Here is a 19,561-nt window from a genome sequence, read left to right on the forward strand (position 1 = left end):
ACTGCCACTGATCACGGACCGCAGAGCCCGTATCACTTACCAGCGGTCTTCTCCAGCTCCTGCGCCTTGGCGATCTGGTCCGCCATACTCGTGACACGGTCACGGGCAGCCCGACGCCGCTCATCCGCCGACCCCAGGCCGGCGAGGTTGGATTCCAGGTCCTTGAGCGCAGGGAGCCAGGCACAGACCTCGAGCTGTTCCTTGTCGGGGCCCACGAAGTACAGGGAGACCGCCCACTTGTCCGGCTTGCCCATGACGGACAGGTCGTTCATGACATCCTTCTCGAAGTCAAGATCGTGGACAATGCTGAGGAACCCAAGCCCGAGCGACTTCAGGTGCTCCGCCCACGCTTCGACATCCTCGGGGTCAATCTTCATGGCGACGTGGTGCATCGCACCGTCCCGCTGCTCCTGCCCAGCGATTCCGGGCCGGCCCTCGATTCCCTCCCCGGCCCCGTCAGGCCAGTAGAAGTAGGCGATGGTGTCGCCATTACCGATGTCGAAGAAGAAATGCTGCCCACCAAAGGCTATCGGCGTCGCCGCGATCAGAGGAATACCGAGTCGCTCGTAGAAGTCCGCAGTGGCCTGCATGTCGCTGCTGTTGAGTGCGAGGTGGCTGAGGCCTCGCAGCCTGCTTCCGAGCTCGGGGTTACTCATTTCGTCTACCTCCACTAGGTTCTGGGAAATATGTCCGGCTCCCGATGAGCCAGAAAGCTCTCCCGAAGCGGAACAGCCCCGGGAACTCCGAGCTTGGGATTCACACATGCGGAGCTGACACACCACACACGCGGCCGAACCCCTACTCCCCCGAACTTCCCTCAACGGAGGAGTAGTTGAGACTGTAGAAGCTCGATGACGACAAGTCAATGACTGACGGTCAATCAAAGTCGTTGCCGGTCACGCCCTTCGGGGTCCCGAGAGGCCGCTCCGGGCGTCCGCCACCCGTCACCGGTATCGCAGATCTCGGCCGCCACCCGCGGCAGGAACTCAGCCTCCTGTTGCCAACTTCCCGTCAGCCACTGGACATTCCTCAGCTACCGCCCTGGAACGCGGCGATGCCAGCCGCCTCCAGATGTCCGGCAAGCCGGAACGGCCCGCACCGCGACCCCGCGCCGGAGTGACGAACCAACCCACCCGGCCCGACGGGGTGCTGAACGCGGCCGCGTCACCAGACGGCCATCTCACGCGCGTCGGGCACCAACACAGCCTCCATGAGAGTGGCCACCGACCGCCCGACGATCCGGCGGCAGAAGGTGACCAAGACAAACACGGCACAGATGATGGCCCACCAGGTCTTCACGCAGGTGAAGACCTCGACCCAGCACCAACCGAACGCGCCCGCGACGACCTTGCGGCCGAGACGGCCAGAAACACCTTCCGCCGGCCCGCCGGAAAGCATGGTGACCACCCGCCTGCCGCGGACGGCACCTACGGAGCCCCGAGAATTTCCGCCGAGCTCCGCGAGACGAACGGTGAGGCGATCAACCACAAGCGGGTCGCCAGGATCATGCGGGCGTCCGGGATCGAAGGGGTCCGGTTGCGCCGCCGGCACCGCACCACCGTCCACGATCCAGCCGGGGCCAAGGCGCCGGACCTGATCCGCCGCGACTTCACCGCAGGCGAGCCGAACACGAAGTACGTCGGCGACATCACCTACCTGCCCATCGACGGCGGGAAGTTCTGCTATCTGGCGACCATCATCGACCTCGCCTCGCGCCGTCTGGCCGGCTGGGCGATCGCCGACCACATGCGCGCGGACCTCGTGACCGACGCCCTGGCGACGGCGATCCGCACGCGCGGCAGCCTCGCCGGATCGATCATGCACACCGACCACGGAGCCCAGTACACGAGCAGGGCATTCGCCGAAGTCTGCAGCTCAGCAGGGGTTCGGCGAAGCATGAGCGCGGCCGGGTCAGCGCGGACAACGCACTCACCGAGTCCTTCAACGCGACCTTCAAACGCGAGACGCTCCAGGGCCGGAAAGGCTGGCCCGACGAACGCCAGGCTCGACTCGACGCCTTCCGATGGCTCCACCGCTACAACACCCGCCGCCGACACTCCCGCCTCGGACAACGATCACCGATCGCCTTCGAAAACGCCTTCCACCTCACACCAACTACGCTGGCACCAGCCGCATAACCCGTGTCCAGAATTCGGGGTCAAGGCCCCATTCCACCTGCCCCAACGGGGTGGCGGCGAGCAGGCGGGCCCAGCGCAGGTCGCTGTCGTCCTGGTCGCCCGCGCGGGTGCAGAGGCACTGGCGCTCGCCGCGCTCGTCGACGACGCTCATGCTGATCGCCTCCAGCATGCGGCACGAGGCGCTGTTGACCTTCTGGGTGACCGCATGCAGCGCGCGGGGGACGGTGCCGGTCCCAGCCTCTCGTACGTGGCGACTGCCGTGCGCTCGGTGTTCACAGCCGGATAGCCACAAGCCCGGGATGCGTGATCGCTGCGACGGCTTCGTCCTCGTCTAGCCCAAGGCGCTGGGCTGCCCCCACGGGGACAGCTCCTTGCGGGTCGCATCGAACAGTACTTCAGCGGGCCGCCGTACCGCCTCGGTCAGTCGTCGTCCGGAGCAGTTCCCACCCATGCCACAGCCTGCCCTTCTGAGGTGGTCCCCAAGTGCGGATACTCCGCTTCGTGCCCGGCATCCAGGACACAGATCCGCCCCCACCTGCCATGTTTTCCCGGACACGTCCGGACCAGCAGGTCATAGTCGCCGTCCCTCACCGCACGGTCGTACCGCTCCTTGAAACGTCGGAGCAGGGGACTGAGCTCTTGCGCCATAGAGGCTTGCAGCTGGTCGATCTCTTCCTTGAGCCGCTGAACGGCGGGATCCGACATCATGGCGTTCAGCGCCGTCTCGGTCCTCCACCCCGCGCGCCACCGGGCGTGCGCCTCCCTGCGCTCCGCCGAGCTGTCATCCACTGCTCCCCCTCTTCTCACTGCTACATCATCAGGCTGAAGCCAGGGTCATCGGCTGGATTCAGCGACACAAACCACCCAACCAGGTTGCCCAGACGTACGGTTCCGGCCGGTCTAGATGGTGCTGAAGTCGGCTATCGGGACGGACAGAAACGCGAAGGGCGATCGAACAGCACGGCGAACAGCAAGCAGTTGGTAACGGAGAGCGTTCCGATCAGTTCGTCGGCACAGTCAACCTGGCCCCGGTGGTGCGGGTAGGCCCCAACCTGCTTCCGTGAGGAACACCAAAGCTTTCAAAGATGCGGTCACGCAAACGCTTGTCGAACTCGCCCGCCGGGCGCCATTGAGGCCAACATGAGCAAGGTCGCCGCCAGTTGGGCATCCAGGAGCGGTCAGCCTGGCGATACTTCGACGCAGCCGCGCTGGCCGGGGCCATCGCCCAGGAGTCCAAGGAGTTCGAAGCCTCCAGCGAGAGCGCCGGCGTCGGGGTGGCCCCCATGCCGCCCGTCGACAATCCCGAACTGGCCCTGGTGCTGGCCGGCGTCCCGGACTCCCTCGTGCAGACCGGCGGCGACCTCTACGCCGGTGATCGTCAACGCTGCCCTGCCCAGCCCTGCGATACCGATCCCGTGCTGCTGGGTGAAGGCGATGAGAGCTGCGAAGGGGATGACCCCAGCGGGAAGTCGGCTCAGCACGCCCAGTGCGAGGACTGTTTTAGCCTTGGGCACGGCGAGAGTCTGGCGATAGCCGTGCGGCTGCTTGTCGTTCACGAGGCGACGTCGACCCCATCTGTCGGAAAGTTAATAAGTGGAATTTGGCGTGCGCCGGCCCACCGGCAAGCGGTGGCCAGTGCGTCATTCAGAAGGGCAGGATCGTGGCCCGGCAGGAGTTGGTGTCCTTCAATGGTGGCCGTCCTTTGCTGACGCGGACGGCGATCCGCCCGATGATCTGGGTTCCTGCCAGGACAGGCATGCCGAAGTAGCCACACTCCCGTTTAGCTTTCGGTTTGTAGGCCTCGAGGAGGTACTCGACGCCGAACAGTCGGCGCATGCGTGGGCGGTGCCACAGGAGCGAGTCGAACGGGGACAGCGGTGTACAGGCTTGTGGGTCAACGGGCCCCGGCTGCAGTGCAGAAGCATCCGCCCAGGCGTCGGGCCATCCTTCGACCTTTGCGGGTTCGATGTTGTCCAGTGTTGGAAGCAGTGCGGTGACTCGTCGCACCGGCAGCCGGAAGTGGTCGGCGATGTCGTCCGCAGTGGCGATGCCGAGTGCGCTCAACGCGATCTGGCTCAGGCTCCGGATGCATTCGTCGTCCGTGGGCTGCAAGGAAAGGAGGGATTCCGGTACGACGGTTGATGCGTGTTGGTAGACCCGCTGCCAGCCCTGGCGTCTTACACAGGCGAGTTCACCGGTGGCCAGAAGCCATTCCAGTGCCCACTTGTTGGCGAAGGTGCGATCCCATCCGGTGCCCTGTGCTCCTCCCAGGTCGCTGATCGTCACTGCTCCGTGCTCGGTCGATCACCTGCGCCAGGAAGCGGTGCGGTTCCTGGCCTTCGTGTTCCGCGGCGTGGCGGATGGCGGTGGCAGCGGCGGGGCTGAAGGCGATGGAGAGAAGTACCTGCCTGTCCTGGTCCGGGTAGTGGGTGGTGAGACTGTCGAGGGGGAGCAGTCCTTTGAGGCGGCGTCGGGCGCGGTTCAGGGCCTGGTCGGGGTTTGCGGCTTTCATGACCGTCATCAGGCGCGTCGTGTCGTGGTTCGCGGCGAGTGGCAGGGCCTGGGATGCGCGGGCGAGTTCGGCGGGGGTGGCGGGCCGGGTCAGGGTGATCTCAACGGCATGGCGCGCCATGGTCACCCCTCCCCGTTCCTCGGCGAGTTGGGCTGATCGCAGCGCTGTCTCCGGGCTCCTGTGGGGGTGGTGAGCGGCAGGCGTGGGTGGATGTGCTGGTGATGGAGCAGCGGATCGAAGAGTTCCCAGTCGGCGAGCGCGAGATCGGCGGCCGCGGGGGTGGCGGCGTGGGCGGGGCAGTGCTGGGTGCGCCAGCGCAGTTGCTCGGTGTAAGGGAGGCGGGTGAGGTCGTAGACCGCCATGGCGCCTCCAGGCAGGGCGAGTTGCCCGCGCCCCGCGGTGGCGGGCATGAGCGTCCAGGTGCCCGCCGGGGCGCCGGGGGTCAGGACGGGGTGGGTGCAGCGGTGGCGGGCACGGGTCTGGGCGACGCATTGGATGTCTTCGACCGGGCGGTCGGCGAGGTAGCGCCCGTAGAGAAGCTGCACGACCGGGCGGGCCGGGCGGCAGCCGGCCGACTGAGACTCGCCAGGGTTGGGCTCGGCGGTGGTGGGGGTGAAGGTGCCGGTGTCGATCATGCGGCGGGTACGCGGGGCGAGACGACGGCGGAACTCGGCCAGGTCCGGTGTCAGCGGATCGGGCGCGTCACGGCCGGGGCACAGGAGCGGGTGCGGGATCCGGCACCAGGCGCTCCCGTCACCGGCCGGGTAGGCCGTGCCGGAACTGACGTGCCAACGGCAGGCCGGCGGGATCACGCTGGCAGGTAGTTCGTTGGGGTGCAGGGCGACGGGCCGGTGGCCGGTGCGGTCGTACCACTCGACGCGGTTGCCGCACGCAGTGCAGCGGCCGCTCTGCCCAGTGCGCAGGAGACGGCTACTACTGGCCGTCGCGACCTTCAGCCCGCGATGACGGTAGGTCAGAGGCTGGGTACCGTCCCAGCGGCGCCTGGTCGAGGCGGATGTGGAGTGCATGGCGGCGAACGTGCCACGCACCACGCCGCACAGTTGGTGTCGCGGCCGGACACCTCCCCCGGATAGCCTCTTTCACTGCCACACCTATGCGGTCGTTCGCTCGTGTGTTCGCGGGTCGTCACCGGTACGGGTGATCCGTCTCGCGCTCCTGAAAGGCGGGGCCGAACGGTCTCAGTTGTCCTGCGGGGTTGGGGGTTCGTGGCCCGCGCAGAGGGTGCCGAAGAGTTCGTCGAGCGGGGCGCCGAGAGCGTGGGCGAGGGCGTGCCAGGTTGCCAGGGTTCCGATGGTGCGGCCCTGCTCGATCTCGATGAGAGTGCGCCGTGACAGGCCGCTGCGGCCGGCCAGTTCGTCATAGCTCCAGCCGTGGTCACCCCGCAGCCGCGCCAGCTCCAGGCGCAGCGCTTCGAGGTTCGGGTCCGGCGGGAAGATCGTCACTTCCCCATCCGAAGGTGCAGACCCCTGCCCTGTCAGTGCAGACCTCTGCCCTATTTGTGCGGGGCGGTAGGCCGAACGAGAGGGCAGAGCTCTGCACTACGGTGCGCCCACCACCCCGCTCCCCCGCCTCAGGTAACCGAAGGACCTCCTACCGGCGCGGCTCAGTCAGGAGGAACACGCGCCCCATGAGGCTGTGCACCACCCCATACGAGATGGTGCCACGCACCTGGACAGTCGAACTGCGCCCCCAGCAGGGCGGGCCGGCCCTCCACTGCCCGCACTGCACCCTCGGCACCGCTCCTGTGCCACCGGCCTCCGCGCGGTCCACCGTCCTCGCCCATCTGGCCCGCCATGCACGCCGGGGCGCGCTCCCCGCTCATCTGCGGACCTGCCAGTGCCACCAGCACGGGTGCCACTGGCATCCACGCCACCGCGGCTGCGCCGGCCCGATCCTGCTCGTCCTCACCCGTGAACGCAGCGGCCGCACCTGGCGCCTCGCCGACACCTGCGCCGCCTGCGCCGCCTGCGCCGCAGCCACCGCGTCCGCCGCCGTCGTCCCCGACACCACGCTCGCCGCAACGGCCAACGGCCAACCGCCCACTGGCCGCAGTCCGGGCAGGAGAAGACGGCACAGAAGAAAGCCCGGCGGTCCGTCCGAGCAGCTCCGCGTCCAGGAAATGCTCAGCTACCTCACATCAGCCCTCCCCCACGACGCAAGCCCAGAAGCCCGACTGCTCGCCCTCCAGTGCGCCCTGCGCACCGACAGGCACGGGCAGGCATACCTGCCCGCCGGGCTCCTGCGCGGCATGCGCCTGCTCCACGACCCGGCTCCGTGGCAAGAACTGGAAACGGCCCGCTGGCTGCACCCACTCACACCAGTAGACAATGCACCTCGCCACCACGCCCGCGCCGTTCAACTCCTCGACCCCGCCGTACTCACCCAGGCCCCCAGCCGCACCGACCGACACCAAGCAGCCGACTGGGCACTGCGCATCACCGCCTCACCGCCCCCGGGTGCCCGGTCACCCTCGGCACGCCTTACCCACCTGACCCTCACCGCTCACCGCTCCCCCGGGGCCACGCACTCCAGCACCGAAACCGACCGCCTGCACCGCGCCTGCGGCCTCAACCCTCACAAACTGGAACAAGCACTCGACCAACTGGTCCTCGTCGGCGTGATCACCCAGTGGCAGTTCAGCCAAGACAACGTAGAAATCCACTGGACCCCAGCCCCGCCCGCGCTCCACACAATCCGGCCACATACCGAGGCGTAACAAAAGGCAGCAGGCTTCACAGGACTCATCAGCGAGAAAGAGACAAGAGAAATGTCTGCCAAAAGCTCATACACGGTCTCTAAGAAGTCCTAACGAAATGATCTTCGCGGTGGTTGGATCACTACGGGACTGGTGATCTGGGGGTGTGGGGTGGCGCGGTCGAAACCGTGGGAAGTCGATGATGAGCTGTGGGCGGTGATCGAGCCGCTGCTGCCCAAAGTTGAGCGCCGGACCCGGCACCCTGGGCGCAAGCGGCATCCGGACCGGCTGGTGTTCCAGGGGATCCTGTTCGTCCTGCATTCCGGGATCGCCTGGGAACACCTGCCGCAGGAACTCGGCTTCGGCTCGGGCATGACCTGCTGGCGCCGCCTGGCCGAGTGGACCGAGGCCGGCGTGTGGCCCCGGCTGCACGAGGTTCTCCTTGCCAAGCTCCGCAGCGCGAACGCCCTGGACTTCTCTCGGGCGGCCGTCGACGGCTCCCACATACGGGCGTTAAAGGGGGCTCCAAGACGGGACGAAGCCCTGTTGACCGGGGCAGGACGGGCAGCAAGCATCACCTGATCACCGACGCCACCGGCATCCCGCTCGCCGCCACCTTGACCGGCGGCAACCGCAACGACGTCACCCAGCTGATCCCGCTCCTCCAGGGCGTGCCGCCGGTGCGGGGCAGGCGCGGCAGGCCCCGCCGCCGCCCTGACGTGCTGCTGGCCGACCGCGGCTACGACCACGACAAGTACCGCCGCCTGGTCTGGGATCTCGGTGTGAAGCCGCTGATCGCCCGCCGGGGTACTGACCACGGCTCCGGGCTCGGCACCCAACGCTGGGTCGTGGAGCGCGCGTTCGCCCACCTGCACTGGTTCCGCCGCCTGCGGATCCGCTGGGAGATCCGCGACGACATCCACGAGGCATTCCTCACCCTCGGATGCGCTCTTATCTGCTGGCGACGGCTGAACGCGCCCCGCCGGGTTCCGGCCGAGGTGGCTGGTGCAGGATCTTGAGGTCGGGATCCGGCTCCAGGAGGCACCTCATCACCATCATCACGCACGAGGACCCGATCGGCCGGGGCCCCAGCAACTACATGATCCACGCTGACCTGTCGGATCGACAGGACGGCTGGCGCGAGCAGCTTTGGACCCGGCAGCTCGCGCCTGACCGGTTCGAGGTGGTCTGCCTACCCTTCTTCACCTACGGCATCTGCCACCGCGACGTAGTGACCATAGACAGCAACCACCTGGTAGCCATCGTGCTGGAGAAATCCGGCCACCGGACCCTCCGCGTCGCTCTCCTCGTCGGCCACCCGGATCGGGACCGACTGTACGAACTCCTGCATGGCAGCGTCGTTGAGGCCGACTTGCCCCACGAATGGCTACAGGGGACCTACCTCGCTGTAGACCTCCCGCCGGGCACGGATCCGACAGCACTCGTGAAGATCCTGGAGGCACCCGCTCAGGCTGGCGCTCTCCACTGGGAGATCGACTCCTGAGCCGAAAACTCATTCCGATAGGAGTTCTTAGCCAGGGCGGCCAGCCAGGCATCGCCGGGCGGGGGTACGAAGAAGTAACCGCCGCCGGTCGTGAGCACGTACTTCGCCAGCGCCTCACCCTCCAAACGCTTCTGAACCGCCTCAAAGCCTTCGGCCAAGTCCCGCTGGAAGCAGTTGAAGATGATGCCGGTGTCTCCGTCACCACGGTCATAGCTGTAACTGCGCCGCACGAGCGGGGGCGGATTGCGGCGGTCGGGGGTGGCGAGCCGCACGTGCGAGTCAAGCGGTGTCCGCCGACCCTTCGGATCGGCAGAGAAATTCGGCTCCTCACCAACAGATGTCCCGTCCAGCCACCTCCCGTCACGCCGTCGGCCCATAATCCGCTCCTGCTCATCCACAGAATCCTTGTCCCACAACTCCGTCGCGAACCGAATCACCCGAACAACCTGATAACTCCCACCGACAGCCCACTCCGGCTCACCCTGCCCCTCCCCCACCAGGGCCCGGTCGGCAACCTCACGCTCGGTCACCGGATTCCCGAACCCCTCAGTGAAAGAGAACGGGTTACGGGCAAGACCCCGACCCTCCTCGACGCGATTGTCCGCCCGGAACCCGTCAATGGCCCAACGGACGACCCAACCGGCCTTCACGGCAACGGCCTTGACCTCCGCCACGGCCTTCCGCACCGCCGCCGCATCCTCCCCCGCAACACGCACAAGCAGGTCACCATGCAACTGCGCCGGATCCAACAGATCCCCCGCAAAGGAAGGCATCAGCTTCAACTGCCGAGGCGCCCGTGCCCGATCCCCCTCGAACAGCGACACCCCTACCCCAAACCTCACAGCCGTGTCAACCTCACCGGCCGACCGCACGTTACCAGCCAACGCCCTTACCGCACGGCCCACTTCCTCACCGGGGCGCCCCCGATCAAGAACAAGAACTCCCACCCGACTCTCCGGCTGCGTGGCTCCCAACACCCACGCCGCAGCGGTATCAACACCAGCACCGGAGCGCTCGCCAGCCTCAGACGGGCCACCCCCCGCACGCACTCCGACCACACCCGCCCCAACAAGCCCCAGCCCAACCGCCGCCCCGGAAACCAACGACCTACGCCGCACGGCACATCCCCCACCCCAGGTAGTGATCGCTCTGACGAGCGACGAACCATCGCGATCAACCCGCCGCCGGTACACCTGCACCGGCGCCCTCGTTCTACCACTCGAACAGGCGGTGACAGTCAGTGCATAGCACCGAAGTCCTCATCGCCCCAAAGCCATGCGTCTCAAGATCGGCCGCTCCACACCACATCGCACTCCCCTACCGAATGCTTGAACTCCCTCAAACTCCACCAGGAACGGCAGCGGGAAGAGCACCAAGCGGACGGAACGGGTTGAACTCCCGCAGGTGGTGAGCGGCGAAGCGCTCCGTCCGACCCGCGATAGCACTGACGACGCACTTGCCACGGAAGTCCCACCGGTAACAAAGTCCGGTGGGACTTCTGTCAACCATCCCCGGCCAGTCAATCGGTTCGGCGGCCATCAGTCAAAACGCGATCGCGCTGCCCCCGATCACCACGAAGTGCAAGGCGTCAGGAAACGACTCCCCCAACTCCCAAGTAACTCCAGGCCCGACCCCGCCAGCACTCTCCCCCATTCCGTGATCAGGTGCGATATTGAATTGACCACATCCCGAGCTGGAGAGGCCCCACGGATCAGATCGGAGACAAGTGCACTCTCCGCTCGATGGCTTGAAGAGCGTGGTATCCATCATCGGCCACCTTGGCAAGAAATCGATCATTTCCACCGTATGTCGTCCCATCCGGCGCCATATACAGGAACAGGTTCCCGCTCGCCGAATAGCCGATAGGGCACAGCTCGCAGCCAAGCCTCTCCTCGTACTCCGTCACGAGCGACCGTGCGACCTGTTGCACTGAAGAGACCCCAGAGACCAGGCACACATACGTTCCGCCGACTGCCGGGTGTCGAGGGTAGTCGAATTTGAGACCGCTACATTCCTCCATGAATTCTCGAACGGAGCCAGCAAGACTGTACCCATCAGTCGACCATGCCGCGAGATCACCCTGCAGATCGACACGCCGCCCCGGGAACCATCCAATTCCCTCCATAAAGCCAATCAGGCCAGCATCCTTGACAGGCAATCCGAGCAAACCCATTAATCCACCGCCTCTCGTGCGCCACCACCACCCAACAAGAATCGGCAGTTGTCGCAAGATGGGAAATTCAATCCAGTTTTTCTGATGATGGTCGCATACTCGATCTCATCAAGGCGCGCCGTAGGCAATTTGTAGAGCAGATTATTGCATGCGTTGAACTCTGCACATTGGCCAGCTGGCCATGATTCCAAGGAACCCCCATGCTGGTCCATCAAATCATCGAGACGCTCGCGAAGTTGAGGATGGATCTGTGCAGGCACCGTGCCGCTCTCGCCATATGCCCACTCCCCTGTGTACGTGTCACGGGCGACCGCCCCGGCAGTATTGGAGGTAGTTGATTTCGCCGATTCAGCCCTGGCCAAATCGTGCAGACCGCAGTTGTGAACGAGGACCGGAGTGGCCCCTGCCAGCACGTAGTAGGTGTGGAGGTCGTTGACGGTGAGGTTGTAGACCGTGGCGCGTCTGGCGTGGTGGGTAATGGCAGTGATCTGGGTCCAGGTGCCGGTGCTGGTCTGGAGCCACTGGCCGGAGGTGAGTTCGTCGGCTTCAATCCAGCGGCCGAGAGCCGGGACCCAGAAGGGACGGCCGTCGGTGGCGGTGAGGGTGCTGGTCTTGCCGGTGTCGAGGGTGATGTCGACCAGTTGTTTGTCGCCCGTGCCCTTGATCAGGGCCGTCACCGGGCGGGAGCCCGATTCTCCGGTTTCGGGGTCGGTGGCGAGGACCTGGTCGCCGATCTGGATGTCCTTGATCCGCTTGCGGGTGCCGTCCGCCAGGAGAACCGGGGTGTCCGCCGTGAAACTGTTGCGGCCCCGGTCGAGCACCAGGACCCTGGAACCCCACCGCCAAACACACCTACCTCGCAGTCCGAGCCCCCGACACCCCTGCCGGGTGGATCTACGACTACACCAAGGCCGACACCACCACGGAAGACTGACGCCGCCAGCATGGCAGTGCGATCGATCCGGTGCACTGCGCGCGTCGGCGACGGTACTTGGGCTTTTCGCGGGCCGGCTACGCACTGGTTCGTCGGGGCGAGTTCCCGTGCCGGGTGCTCAGGATCGGCCGCTCGACTCGCGTCGTCACCGCGTCCTTGCTACGCGTGCTTGATAGCGGAGAGCCGGAGTACAACGGTGCCCGCGCCGGACACTGCGCGCCGTCGTAGCCCTCTCTGCGCAGAGACCTCATCGGTATCAGCGGCAAGAGCAGGCGGCCATTCGCGGGTCAACGGATCACTCCGGTCGACTGTTCCTGCAGTGCGCGGTTTGGCCGCTCAGTCCGTGGCGAACCTACGAAACACTGCGGTGGGCGGCCGGTCCGCCGGTGGATACTGCTGGGGTGCCGAAGGATCTGAAGAGCGCGCTCGCTGCGCTGGACGCCCATCTGCCTGGCTTCTTGCCTGGACTACGCGAGACGCAATGGCTCGATGCGAAGCGGGTCCCTACCAGTTGGCCGACCCCAAAGCTGCCGAGGAACAGGTGCCTGCCGAATTCCACCCGACCGGTGCGCTCGTGGGACGCATAGTGACCGCCCCTACTCCCACGCCCGGTCCCTGTTCGGCGAGTGCCCAGTGCCGGTGACCATGCCCCTGCACCGCCCCACCGCCCGCACCGACCCGCAGCTGATCGTCGTGGACGACCTGTACGAGCGGTGGGTCATGGGCTTCAGCATCCATTACCTCCGACAGCTCTACCGCATCACCGGCTTCTACTCCCAGTAGGCAGACCTCGGCACGACGGCACTGCCATGCGGTCTGGGGCGCCTGCCGTTCACTGTTACCGAGAGACAGCAGGGCTGCGTGACTGCGGCTTCGTGATCGGCACGGCCACCTGAGTACGCCTCATGCCAGCGAGGAGGCCAGCCGCAGCGAGGTCTCGTACGTCACGAAGCCGGCGGAAGGCATTCTCGGAAGCAGTGACGACATTCGACGACCCCGTGGTTCAGCGAGGGGAAGCGGGTGGCGCGGTCTGCGTCCGGAGCGGTCCGGTGCGCGACCCGTCCCGCTTCCCTCGGTTTGGTACCTTTCACTGGACACAACAATCGATCGGATGTTCGTTTTCTGGGATCTCCGACACGTCCGTTGTCGGCAGTAGACGCTCACGTTCTCCGACGTGCGGCGCGCCACTCAATCGGACCGGGTGAAGCTCATGGCAGGAACCGACCACGAGAAGGCGCTGGACACCGCGCTCGCACAGATCGAGCGGAAGTTCGGCAAGGGAGCGGTCATGCGCCTCGGCGAGCGGCCCAACGAGCCCATCGAGGTGATCCCTACCGGATCGACCGCGCTAGACGTGGCGCTCGGTGTGGGCGGTCTGCCGCGCGGCCGTGTGGTGGAGGTATACGGGCCGGAATCCTCCGGCAAGACGACGCTGACGTTGCACGCAGTAGCGAACGCACAGAAGGCCGGCGGCGCGGTGGCGTTCATCGACGCCGAGCACGCTCTGGACCCGGAGTACGCCAAAAAGCTCGGCGTCGACACCGACAACCTCATCCTGTCCCAGCCGGACAACGGTGAACAGGCGCTGGAGATCGTCGACATCCTGATCCGCTCCGGCGCGATCAACTTGATCGTGATCGACTCCGTCGCGGCCCTGGTGCCACGCGCCGAGATCGAGGGCGAGATGGGCGACGCCCACATGGGTCTTCAGGCCCGTCTGATGAGCCAGGCGCTCCGTAAGATCACCAGCGCGCTCAGCCAGACGAGGACGACGGCGATCTTCATCAACCAGCTACGCGAGAAGATCGGTGTGATGTTCGGTTCGCCGGAAACCACGACCGGTGGCCGGGCGCTGAAGTTCTATGCCTCGGTGCGTCTGGACATCCGGCGTATCGAGACGCTGAAGGACGGGACCGACGCGGTCGGCAACCGTACCCGCGTCAAGGTCGTCAAGAACAAGGTCGCGCCGCCGTTCAAACAGGCGGAGTTCGACATCCTCTACGGCCAGGGCATCAGCCGCGAGGGCGGTCTGATCGACATGGGCGTGGAGCATGAATTCGTCCGCAAGGCCGGCGCCTGGTACACGTACGAGGGCGACCAGCTCGGCCAGGGCAAGGAGAACGCCCGCAACTTCCTCAAGGACAACCCCCACCTCGCCGACGAGATCGAGAAGAAGATCCTGGAGAAGCTCGGAATCGGGGTATCGGCGAAGGCCGCGGTCGCCGAGGACACGGGCACCGTCCCGGCTCCTGATGCCGCCCGGACCTCAGCGGGTAGCGCCGCCTGACAGGCATGGGCGCGGCCCGGCCGGAGGTCAGGCTTCCGACGCGTCCAGCATCGCGGTGCGCTCCACAACCTTGATCCGCTCGCGTCCCTGTTCCGTGCCGAGAACCTGCTCGTACGCGTCCGGGCGATACCAGCCCTTACGCGTGTCGCAGCGGACACCGCGCTAAGGGCTGTCCCGTAATTGCTGGTCAGGCATGAGATGATCTTGGTGTGGCTGGTGTGATCACGGCTTCGGAGCCGTCCTGGATAGCTCCCTCACCGGACTGAGCCCGCGGCAGTTCGGGAAGCTGGCGACGGTTCTGCGGCGCGAGGGTGCGGACGCGGTCCGCAAGGGCCGGCCGTGGAGCCTGCCGCTAGAGGACCGGGCACTGCTGGTCGCGGCCTACTGGCGCACGAACCTGACCAGGCGCCAGCTGGCTCCGCTGTTCGGGGTGTCCAAGTCGGCGGCGGATCGGATCATCGACCACCTCGGGCCGATGCTCGCACTCCAGCCTCGCAAGCGGTTCGCGAAGGACACCGTGCTGATCGTGGACGGCGCCCTCGTGCCCACCCGCGATCACGCTGTCGCCGAGCAGTCGAAGAACTACCGGTACTCCACCAACCACCAAGTCGTCCAACCACCTTCCGAAGCCACGCTTTCGCGCGCCTGGTCTCATGTCGGATGATCACGTGGGGGAATGGCGAAGGCCCCGACCGAATGAACGGAATCGGGGCCATCAGTGGTCTCTGCTGGTGGTGTGCGCCCACACCTCGACAGTAGGGCGCGCGGCGGCCGTGGCCGCGTCACGGGCCCGGCACGCCGCGAGCACCCGGTCCGGGTCGTTGATCAGCTCCACACCGATCGTCGTGTCCGACTCGTCGATGTGCATCCGCACCAGGGTCCGGGAGTCGAACAGCCACAGGTCATAGTCCGGGAGCTCGAGCCGTTCGGCCTCGGCCCGGGCGATGACCCGGATGTCCTCCGGCCAGACGCGACTGGGCCGAATACCTCGCAGCTCGGACCAAGGACCAACAGGAGGACAGACGATGACCGACAGGACCGGCCACAACGGCGGGCGCACAGCCCAAGAAGTGCGCGACTACCTGCTCACCCAATTGAACGACGCCCTGCGTCGGCCGGGGATGTATGGCGGGGAGACGGCACTCAGGCTCTACCTCGACGCAGTGGCGTTCGCGGACGCCTCCGAGCAGGAATGGCAGCAGGAACTGAAGGACCTGCAAACCCGCCGAGGATTCTCCTCTACCGGCGTGCGCGGAGCCTTCCAAGATCTCTGGGGTGATGCACACGAGGGCGCCGTGGCCTCGGTCTACGCCGAGATCGCACACCGTCAGGGGTGGCTGCGACTCGACCGGACCCTCACCTCGGCTGAGTACGACGAGATCCGTCGTGTCAGCGAGACATGGTGTCGCAAGGACCGTTTCCTCAGCGACGTCGTCACGGCGTTCGGTTTGCCCTCGGTCCTCTTCGGGGGGAACAACCCCAACTACCCCAAGACGCTGGCCTACGCGTCCGACCAACGTGACGACACCCTGCTCTGTTTTCACCTCTGGAACAGTTTCGCCCCAAGTCCAAGCTCGTCGTCGGGCTCCGTCCATGCCGAACCCGTCCTCTGGGCCTTCCGGGACGGCGGCACCCTGTTCACGGACGGCTTCACCTTCACGCCGGAGGGATCCGCCCGCCGCTCGCCAAGTCTCGGCTGCACCGAACCCGAGATCGATCGAGGGAATGGTGCACGGTCGGAATAACCTCCTCCCGCCAGTAGTGCTCAACCTCCGGCGCGGCTGCATCAAGCACGACACGGAGGCCAACCTGTGGCTGAAGGAAGGGCTCTACTTCAAGGGAGCCGAGGACGAGAACGGCAACAAGATTCCTGAGGGCCAGCCCCGCGAGGACCCGTGGGTCGTCCTCGAAATCGTCGCCCGCGCAGTCACCGTCCTCGAACGGTTCCACCCGCACCCCTTGCTGTTTCCCACCAGAATCGAACCGCACCGGCGACGCCCGCAGGGCGAAAAGCGTCTGGGCAACGCTCGGCGAGACCAGTCGATCACCGGTGACCTGGCAGCCTTCGTAACGTGGGTCAACAACGGGTGCCACCAACTCGGTCGCAGCGACCACATCCCGAGGACGACCGCGGCCGACTCAAAGCCAGCCGCTTTCGCCGCACTCTCGCGTGGTTCGTCCGGCGCCGTCCGAGAGGGCTGGTCGCCGCATCGATTCAGTACGGCCATGCCCATACGCAAATGCTCCAGGGCTACGCGGGGAGCTACGAATCCGGCTTCCCCGATGAGTACGCGTTCGAGGACTGGCTCTACCGCATCGAGTGCCTGAGCGACGATGAACACGCCCTTACTAACGGTGAACACGTCAGTGGGCCCGCTGCCGACACCTATCGACACCGCATCACCGCCGCCAACCGCGAGTTCGCCGGCCGCGTCCTCACCAAAGAGCGCCATGCCCGCGACCTGCTCGGCAATCCACTGCTGCAGATCCACCACGGCGAAGGAATGACCTGCGTCCTCAACCCCGCCACAGCAGCATGCCAGCTCCGCGGAACCATGGACGACCACCAGGTCACCCCCGACACCGACGACTGCCGCCCTCAATGCCCAAACATCGCCCGGACCGATCGCGACTTCGCCTACGTCCAACAACGAGCGGCTGAGCTCGCCGACATCGTCGCTGACCCACTGGCGCCACCCATCCGCCACGAACGTGAGCGACGCGAATTCGACCGCCTTAAGTCGATCATCAGCAACCACGAGCGAGGGGCCACGAGCACGTGAGCAGCATCCCGTTCGACAACGAGCAGAGCCCCACCCGCCGGGCAATCATCAGCGCGATGAACCGCCTCTTCGCCGGCACCCCACAGCGGTCGAACGGACGGCTCAACGTCTCTCAACTGGCCATCGAAGCAAACGTCAAGCGCTGGCACCTGACTCACCAGCACCCCGACCTCCGACAACTCTTTCAGACCAAGACCGCCGAGCTAGAGACGAGAAGAACCTCGAACGCCCAGTCCACGGACGCCTTCGAGGAGCTGAAGAAGAAGCACCAAGAGCTGCAGGCCCACTGCAGGACCTTGGAAACGCGTCTTCAGCTCTACGCGACCACCGTGAACCTGCTGTCCCTGGAGAACGCTGCCCTCTCAGGTTGAGACGCTGACGCGGCCAAGGTCCGAGCCATGCCACGACAGCAGCACATGCCCTGACAAGCACCGGAAGACACCCGATTCAGAGCAACACTGCTGTTGCGCGACATGCGATGGCGACTCACCTCAACCGATACGCCGTGGAGATATGCCCAGGACGAGCTTCTCCAGTGCCTCCCGGACCGGGCCGAACGTCGCCACCCAGGTCTCGATCAGATAGATCTCGCTGGTCTCGTCGATACCGAGGAAGAATCGGCCCTCGTCGAGCTCACCGATGGGGAAGATGTCCCGCCCGACCGTCGAACTCCAGTCTGCGAATCGATCCTCCTCGCCCACCGCGAGTTCGGGATCAAAGTTGAAGGGCGTCCTTGCACAGGTGATGCCCGGCCCGCTGATCTGTACGCCCAAGCCTCCGAACTCAGTCAAGAAGCGTTCGGCGGCCTCATGCATCCGGACCAGCCCAGTTGCCTCCAGCATCTCGCACCACTGCTGAACCGGGACGCGTCGCCCCGGCTGCCATCCGGCCGCACGCAGCGTCTCCTCAACCTCACCGGCATCCCGCCGGGCCGCCGCATCCGCCTCAACCCACGCCTGATCCACGGGTACGTTCTTAAGGCCCCCGACGAGCCCACCAGCCAGCGCCGCCCCGCCGTCACCCTCGCCCTGAACCACAGATGGCAGTAGCCCCAAAAGCAACGGCATTGGAACGGATGACCTGGGGGGTGGTGTCACCGGGCCCGAGAGGCGCCGTTGGAGACGCTGATGAGAGGTCCGACTACCGCCTGGTCTGGCGCGATGCCCGGCCGCTCGGGCGGCGGGTCTGCATAACGTGGATGCGCGCATACGACGCCAACGCCCGGCCAGCACCGCGCCAACCCCGTTCGGGAGGACGGCTTGTACGACATCGATGAGATAGGCGTCTTCCTCGGCCTGGACGTCGGTAAGAGCGCCCATCACGGGCACGGGCTCACCCCGGCCGGCAAGAAAGTCTTCGACAAGCAGCTCCCCAACAGCGAACCGAAGCTGCGGGCCGTCTTCGACAAGTCGGCCGCGAAGTTCGGCACCGTGCTGGTGATCGTGGACCAGCCCGCCCCCATCGGCGCCCTGCCCCTGACGGTAGCCAGGGACGCCGGCTGCAAAGTCGCCTACCTGCCGGGCCTGTCCATGCGGCGGATCGCCGACCTCTACCCGGGCGAGGCCAAGACCGACGCGAAGGACGCCGCGGTGATCGCGGACGCCGCCCGCACCATGCCCCACACCCTGCGCTCGCTTCAGCTGACCGACGAAATCACCGCCGAACTGACCGTGCTGGTCGGCTTCGACCAGGACCTCGCGGCCGAGGCGACCCGCGCCTCCAACCGCATACGCGGCCTGCTCACCCAGTTCCACCCCAGCCTGGAGCGCATCCTGGGCCCCCGTCTGGGCCATCAGGCCGTGACCTGGCTGCTGGAACGCTACGGATCCCCGGCCTCCCTGCGGAAAGCGGGCCGCCGCCGGCTCGTCGAGGTGATCCGTCCCAAAGCCCCGCGCATGGCCGCCCGGCTGATCGACGAGGTCTTCGGCGCGCTCGACGAACAGACCGTCGTCGTCCCCGGGACCGGCACACTCGACGTCGTGATCCCCTCGCTGGCCCGCTCCCTCGGCGCTGTCCACGAACAGCGGCAGGCTCTCAAAGCGCAGATCGGGCAGCTGTTGGAGGCTCACCCTCTTTCCGCGGTCCTGACCTCGATTCCGGGAGTCGCGGTCAGGACCGCCGCCACCTTGCTGGTCACCGTCGGCGACGGCACCAGCTTTGCCACCCCACCTGGCCTCCTACGCCGGCCTCGCCCCGACCACGAAGTCTTCGGGGACCTCGATCCACGGCGAACACGCCTCCAGAGGCGGCAACCGACAACTCAAGCGCGCGATGTTCCTGTCCGCGTTCGCCGCCCTGCACGACCCCGCCTCACGCACCTACTACGACCGATGCCGGTCCCGCGGAAAGACGCACACCCAAGCTCTCCTCCGCCTGGCCCGCCAGCGGATCAACGTGCTGTTCGCGATGCTCCGCGACGGCACCTTCTACCAACCCCGAACCCCACGCCCCGCTTGACGAAAGACATAGAGGCACCCCCCTCATCAGGGAAATCACTCCCGAGGCGTATGCCGC

At 66.3% G+C, this 19,561-nt stretch carries 21 protein-coding genes and 3 pseudogenes; 12 read left to right on the forward strand and 12 right to left on the reverse strand.

Annotation, left to right across the window (positions count from 1 at the left end; genetic code table 11):
- Window positions 1-32: 32 nt before the first annotated feature.
- On the reverse strand, window positions 33-656 hold the full coding sequence (locus ACIBBB_RS25160) for a VOC family protein (RefSeq protein WP_398985654.1): 624 nt from the start codon (window positions 654-656) through the stop codon (window positions 33-35).
- Between the two features lie 634 nt (window positions 657-1,290).
- On the opposite strand from ACIBBB_RS25160, the pseudogene ACIBBB_RS25165 reads away from it, so the two are divergent.
- Window positions 1,291-2,138, forward strand: a pseudogene (locus ACIBBB_RS25165) (IS3 family transposase); the annotation flags it as partial.
- Here the strand turns inward: ACIBBB_RS25165 and ACIBBB_RS25170 are convergent.
- From ACIBBB_RS25170 to ACIBBB_RS25185, 4 genes are all read right to left on the reverse strand, one after another.
- Complete coding sequence (locus ACIBBB_RS25170) at window positions 2,116-2,307, reverse strand: hypothetical protein (protein ID WP_398985656.1); 192 nt, start codon at window positions 2,305-2,307, stop codon at window positions 2,116-2,118. The pseudogene ACIBBB_RS25165 and the gene ACIBBB_RS25170 sit on opposite strands and share 23 nt — an antisense overlap.
- Window positions 2,308-2,558: 251 nt before the next feature.
- Window positions 2,559-2,927, reverse strand: coding sequence for a hypothetical protein (locus ACIBBB_RS25175; protein WP_398985658.1), 369 nt, complete (start codon window positions 2,925-2,927; stop codon window positions 2,559-2,561).
- 389 nt (window positions 2,928-3,316) lie between these two features.
- Complete coding sequence (locus tag ACIBBB_RS25180; protein ID WP_398985660.1) at window positions 3,317-3,694, reverse strand: hypothetical protein; 378 nt, start codon at window positions 3,692-3,694, stop codon at window positions 3,317-3,319.
- An 88-nt stretch (window positions 3,695-3,782) separates the two neighbouring features.
- Complete coding sequence (locus ACIBBB_RS25185; RefSeq protein WP_398985662.1) at window positions 3,783-4,424, reverse strand: DNA glycosylase AlkZ-like family protein; 642 nt, start codon at window positions 4,422-4,424, stop codon at window positions 3,783-3,785.
- Between the two features lie 37 nt (window positions 4,425-4,461).
- Between ACIBBB_RS25185 and ACIBBB_RS25190 the strand changes: the two genes are divergently transcribed.
- Window positions 4,462-4,806 carry a hypothetical protein gene (locus ACIBBB_RS25190; RefSeq protein ID WP_398985665.1) on the forward strand — a complete coding sequence of 115 codons (345 nt, stop codon included), beginning with the start codon at window positions 4,462-4,464 and terminating at the stop codon, window positions 4,804-4,806.
- Here ACIBBB_RS25190 and ACIBBB_RS25195 read toward each other — a convergent pair.
- Both ACIBBB_RS25195 and ACIBBB_RS25200 read right to left on the reverse strand, forming a co-directional pair.
- Complete coding sequence (locus ACIBBB_RS25195; RefSeq protein ID WP_398985667.1) at window positions 4,773-5,678, reverse strand: DUF6083 domain-containing protein; 906 nt, start codon at window positions 5,676-5,678, stop codon at window positions 4,773-4,775. The genes ACIBBB_RS25190 and ACIBBB_RS25195 overlap by 34 nt on opposite strands.
- Before the next feature lie 171 nt (window positions 5,679-5,849).
- Window positions 5,850-6,113, reverse strand: coding sequence for a helix-turn-helix transcriptional regulator (locus ACIBBB_RS25200; RefSeq protein ID WP_398985670.1), 264 nt, complete (start codon window positions 6,111-6,113; stop codon window positions 5,850-5,852).
- A gap of 185 nt (window positions 6,114-6,298) precedes the next feature.
- On the opposite strand from ACIBBB_RS25200, the gene ACIBBB_RS25205 reads away from it, so the two are divergent.
- The 3 genes from ACIBBB_RS25205 to ACIBBB_RS25215 all read left to right on the forward strand — a co-directional run bounded on the left by ACIBBB_RS25205 (window position 6,299) and on the right by ACIBBB_RS25215 (window position 8,870).
- Window positions 6,299-7,387 (forward strand): hypothetical protein, encoded by a 1,089-nt coding sequence (locus tag ACIBBB_RS25205; protein WP_398985672.1) that lies wholly within the window; start codon window positions 6,299-6,301, stop codon window positions 7,385-7,387.
- A gap of 150 nt (window positions 7,388-7,537) precedes the next feature.
- Window positions 7,538-8,385, forward strand: a protein-coding gene (locus ACIBBB_RS25210) for an IS5 family transposase (RefSeq protein WP_398985674.1) whose coding sequence is annotated in 2 segments (ribosomal slippage) — window positions 7,538-7,864 and window positions 7,867-8,385 — 846 coding nt in all. Because the reading frame shifts where the segments join, the coding sequence is not laid out codon by codon here.
- Window positions 8,382-8,870 carry a DUF4265 domain-containing protein gene (locus tag ACIBBB_RS25215; RefSeq protein ID WP_398985676.1) on the forward strand — a complete coding sequence of 163 codons (489 nt, stop codon included), beginning with the start codon at window positions 8,382-8,384 and terminating at the stop codon, window positions 8,868-8,870. Before ACIBBB_RS25210 ends, ACIBBB_RS25215 begins: the two co-directional genes overlap by 4 nt.
- On the opposite strand, the gene ACIBBB_RS25220 is transcribed toward ACIBBB_RS25215, so the two are convergent.
- The 3 genes from ACIBBB_RS25220 to ACIBBB_RS25230 form a co-directional block, all read right to left on the reverse strand.
- The gene (locus tag ACIBBB_RS25220) at window positions 8,834-10,069 is read right to left on the reverse strand and encodes a Dyp-type peroxidase (RefSeq protein ID WP_398985678.1); all 1,236 of its coding nucleotides are present in this window, start codon (window positions 10,067-10,069) and stop codon (window positions 8,834-8,836) included. The genes ACIBBB_RS25215 and ACIBBB_RS25220 overlap by 37 nt on opposite strands.
- A 512-nt stretch (window positions 10,070-10,581) precedes the next feature.
- Window positions 10,582-11,043 carry an SUKH-3 domain-containing protein gene (locus ACIBBB_RS25225; RefSeq protein ID WP_398985681.1) on the reverse strand — a complete coding sequence of 154 codons (462 nt, stop codon included), beginning with the start codon at window positions 11,041-11,043 and terminating at the stop codon, window positions 10,582-10,584.
- Window positions 11,043-11,864: a polymorphic toxin-type HINT domain-containing protein gene (locus ACIBBB_RS25230; protein ID WP_398985683.1), complete on the reverse strand. Its 822-nt coding sequence runs from the start codon at window positions 11,862-11,864 to the stop codon at window positions 11,043-11,045. Before ACIBBB_RS25230 ends, ACIBBB_RS25225 begins: the two co-directional genes overlap by 1 nt.
- Window positions 11,865-12,616: 752 nt before the next feature.
- Between ACIBBB_RS25230 and ACIBBB_RS25235 the strand changes: the two genes are divergently transcribed.
- From ACIBBB_RS25235 to ACIBBB_RS25245, 3 genes and pseudogenes are all read left to right on the forward strand, one after another.
- On the forward strand, window positions 12,617-12,760 hold the full coding sequence (locus tag ACIBBB_RS25235) for a hypothetical protein (RefSeq protein ID WP_398985685.1): 144 nt from the start codon (window positions 12,617-12,619) through the stop codon (window positions 12,758-12,760).
- A gap of 427 nt (window positions 12,761-13,187) precedes the next feature.
- The gene (gene recA, locus ACIBBB_RS25240; protein WP_398985687.1) at window positions 13,188-14,264 is read left to right on the forward strand and encodes a recombinase RecA; all 1,077 of its coding nucleotides are present in this window, start codon (window positions 13,188-13,190) and stop codon (window positions 14,262-14,264) included.
- Between the two features lie 209 nt (window positions 14,265-14,473).
- Window positions 14,474-14,877: pseudogene (locus ACIBBB_RS25245) on the forward strand (transposase family protein); the annotation flags it as partial.
- A 102-nt stretch (window positions 14,878-14,979) separates the two neighbouring features.
- Here the strand turns inward: ACIBBB_RS25245 and ACIBBB_RS25250 are convergent.
- The gene (locus tag ACIBBB_RS25250; protein ID WP_398985689.1) at window positions 14,980-15,324 is read right to left on the reverse strand and encodes a DUF6879 family protein; all 345 of its coding nucleotides are present in this window, start codon (window positions 15,322-15,324) and stop codon (window positions 14,980-14,982) included.
- Between ACIBBB_RS25250 and ACIBBB_RS25255 the strand changes: the two genes are divergently transcribed.
- The 3 genes from ACIBBB_RS25255 to ACIBBB_RS25265 all read left to right on the forward strand — a co-directional run bounded on the left by ACIBBB_RS25255 (window position 15,290) and on the right by ACIBBB_RS25265 (window position 17,418).
- Window positions 15,290-16,009 (forward strand): hypothetical protein, encoded by a 720-nt coding sequence (locus ACIBBB_RS25255; RefSeq protein ID WP_398985691.1) that lies wholly within the window; start codon window positions 15,290-15,292, stop codon window positions 16,007-16,009. The genes ACIBBB_RS25250 and ACIBBB_RS25255 overlap by 35 nt on opposite strands.
- 495 nt (window positions 16,010-16,504) lie before the next feature.
- Window positions 16,505-17,047, forward strand: a complete 543-nt coding sequence (locus ACIBBB_RS25260; protein WP_398985693.1) for a hypothetical protein — start codon at window positions 16,505-16,507, stop codon at window positions 17,045-17,047.
- On the forward strand, window positions 17,044-17,418 hold the full coding sequence (locus ACIBBB_RS25265; RefSeq protein WP_398985695.1) for a hypothetical protein: 375 nt from the start codon (window positions 17,044-17,046) through the stop codon (window positions 17,416-17,418). Before ACIBBB_RS25260 ends, ACIBBB_RS25265 begins: the two co-directional genes overlap by 4 nt.
- A gap of 120 nt (window positions 17,419-17,538) precedes the next feature.
- Here ACIBBB_RS25265 and ACIBBB_RS25270 read toward each other — a convergent pair whose 3' ends face one another.
- Window positions 17,539-18,084 carry an SUKH-3 domain-containing protein gene (locus ACIBBB_RS25270; RefSeq protein ID WP_398985697.1) on the reverse strand — a complete coding sequence of 182 codons (546 nt, stop codon included), beginning with the start codon at window positions 18,082-18,084 and terminating at the stop codon, window positions 17,539-17,541.
- Between the two features lie 222 nt (window positions 18,085-18,306).
- On the opposite strand from ACIBBB_RS25270, the pseudogene ACIBBB_RS25275 reads away from it, so the two are divergent.
- Window positions 18,307-19,504, forward strand: a pseudogene (locus ACIBBB_RS25275) (IS110 family transposase).
- Window positions 19,505-19,561 lie beyond the last annotated feature (57 nt).

Source organism: Streptomyces sp. NPDC051217 (assembly GCF_044455465.1).
Lineage (GTDB): Bacteria > Actinomycetota > Actinomycetes > Streptomycetales > Streptomycetaceae > Streptomyces.

Coding starts and splice junctions, on each gene's coding strand:
- ACIBBB_RS25160 (WP_398985654.1), bottom strand. CDS start 656: ATGAGTAACCCCGAGCTCGGAAGCAGGCTGCGAGGCCTCAGCCACCTC.
- ACIBBB_RS25170 (WP_398985656.1), bottom strand. CDS start 2,307: ATGCTGGAGGCGATCAGCATGAGCGTCGTCGACGAGCGCGGCGAGCGC.
- ACIBBB_RS25195 (WP_398985667.1), bottom strand. CDS start 5,678: ATGCACTCCACATCCGCCTCGACCAGGCGCCGCTGGGACGGTACCCAG.
- ACIBBB_RS25205 (WP_398985672.1), top strand. CDS start 6,299: ATGAGGCTGTGCACCACCCCATACGAGATGGTGCCACGCACCTGGACA.
- ACIBBB_RS25225 (WP_398985681.1), bottom strand. CDS start 11,043: ATGGGTTTGCTCGGATTGCCTGTCAAGGATGCTGGCCTGATTGGCTTT.
- recA (WP_398985687.1), top strand. CDS start 13,188: ATGGCAGGAACCGACCACGAGAAGGCGCTGGACACCGCGCTCGCACAG.
- ACIBBB_RS25255 (WP_398985691.1), top strand. CDS start 15,290: ATGACCGACAGGACCGGCCACAACGGCGGGCGCACAGCCCAAGAAGTG.
- ACIBBB_RS25260 (WP_398985693.1), top strand. CDS start 16,505: ATGCTCCAGGGCTACGCGGGGAGCTACGAATCCGGCTTCCCCGATGAG.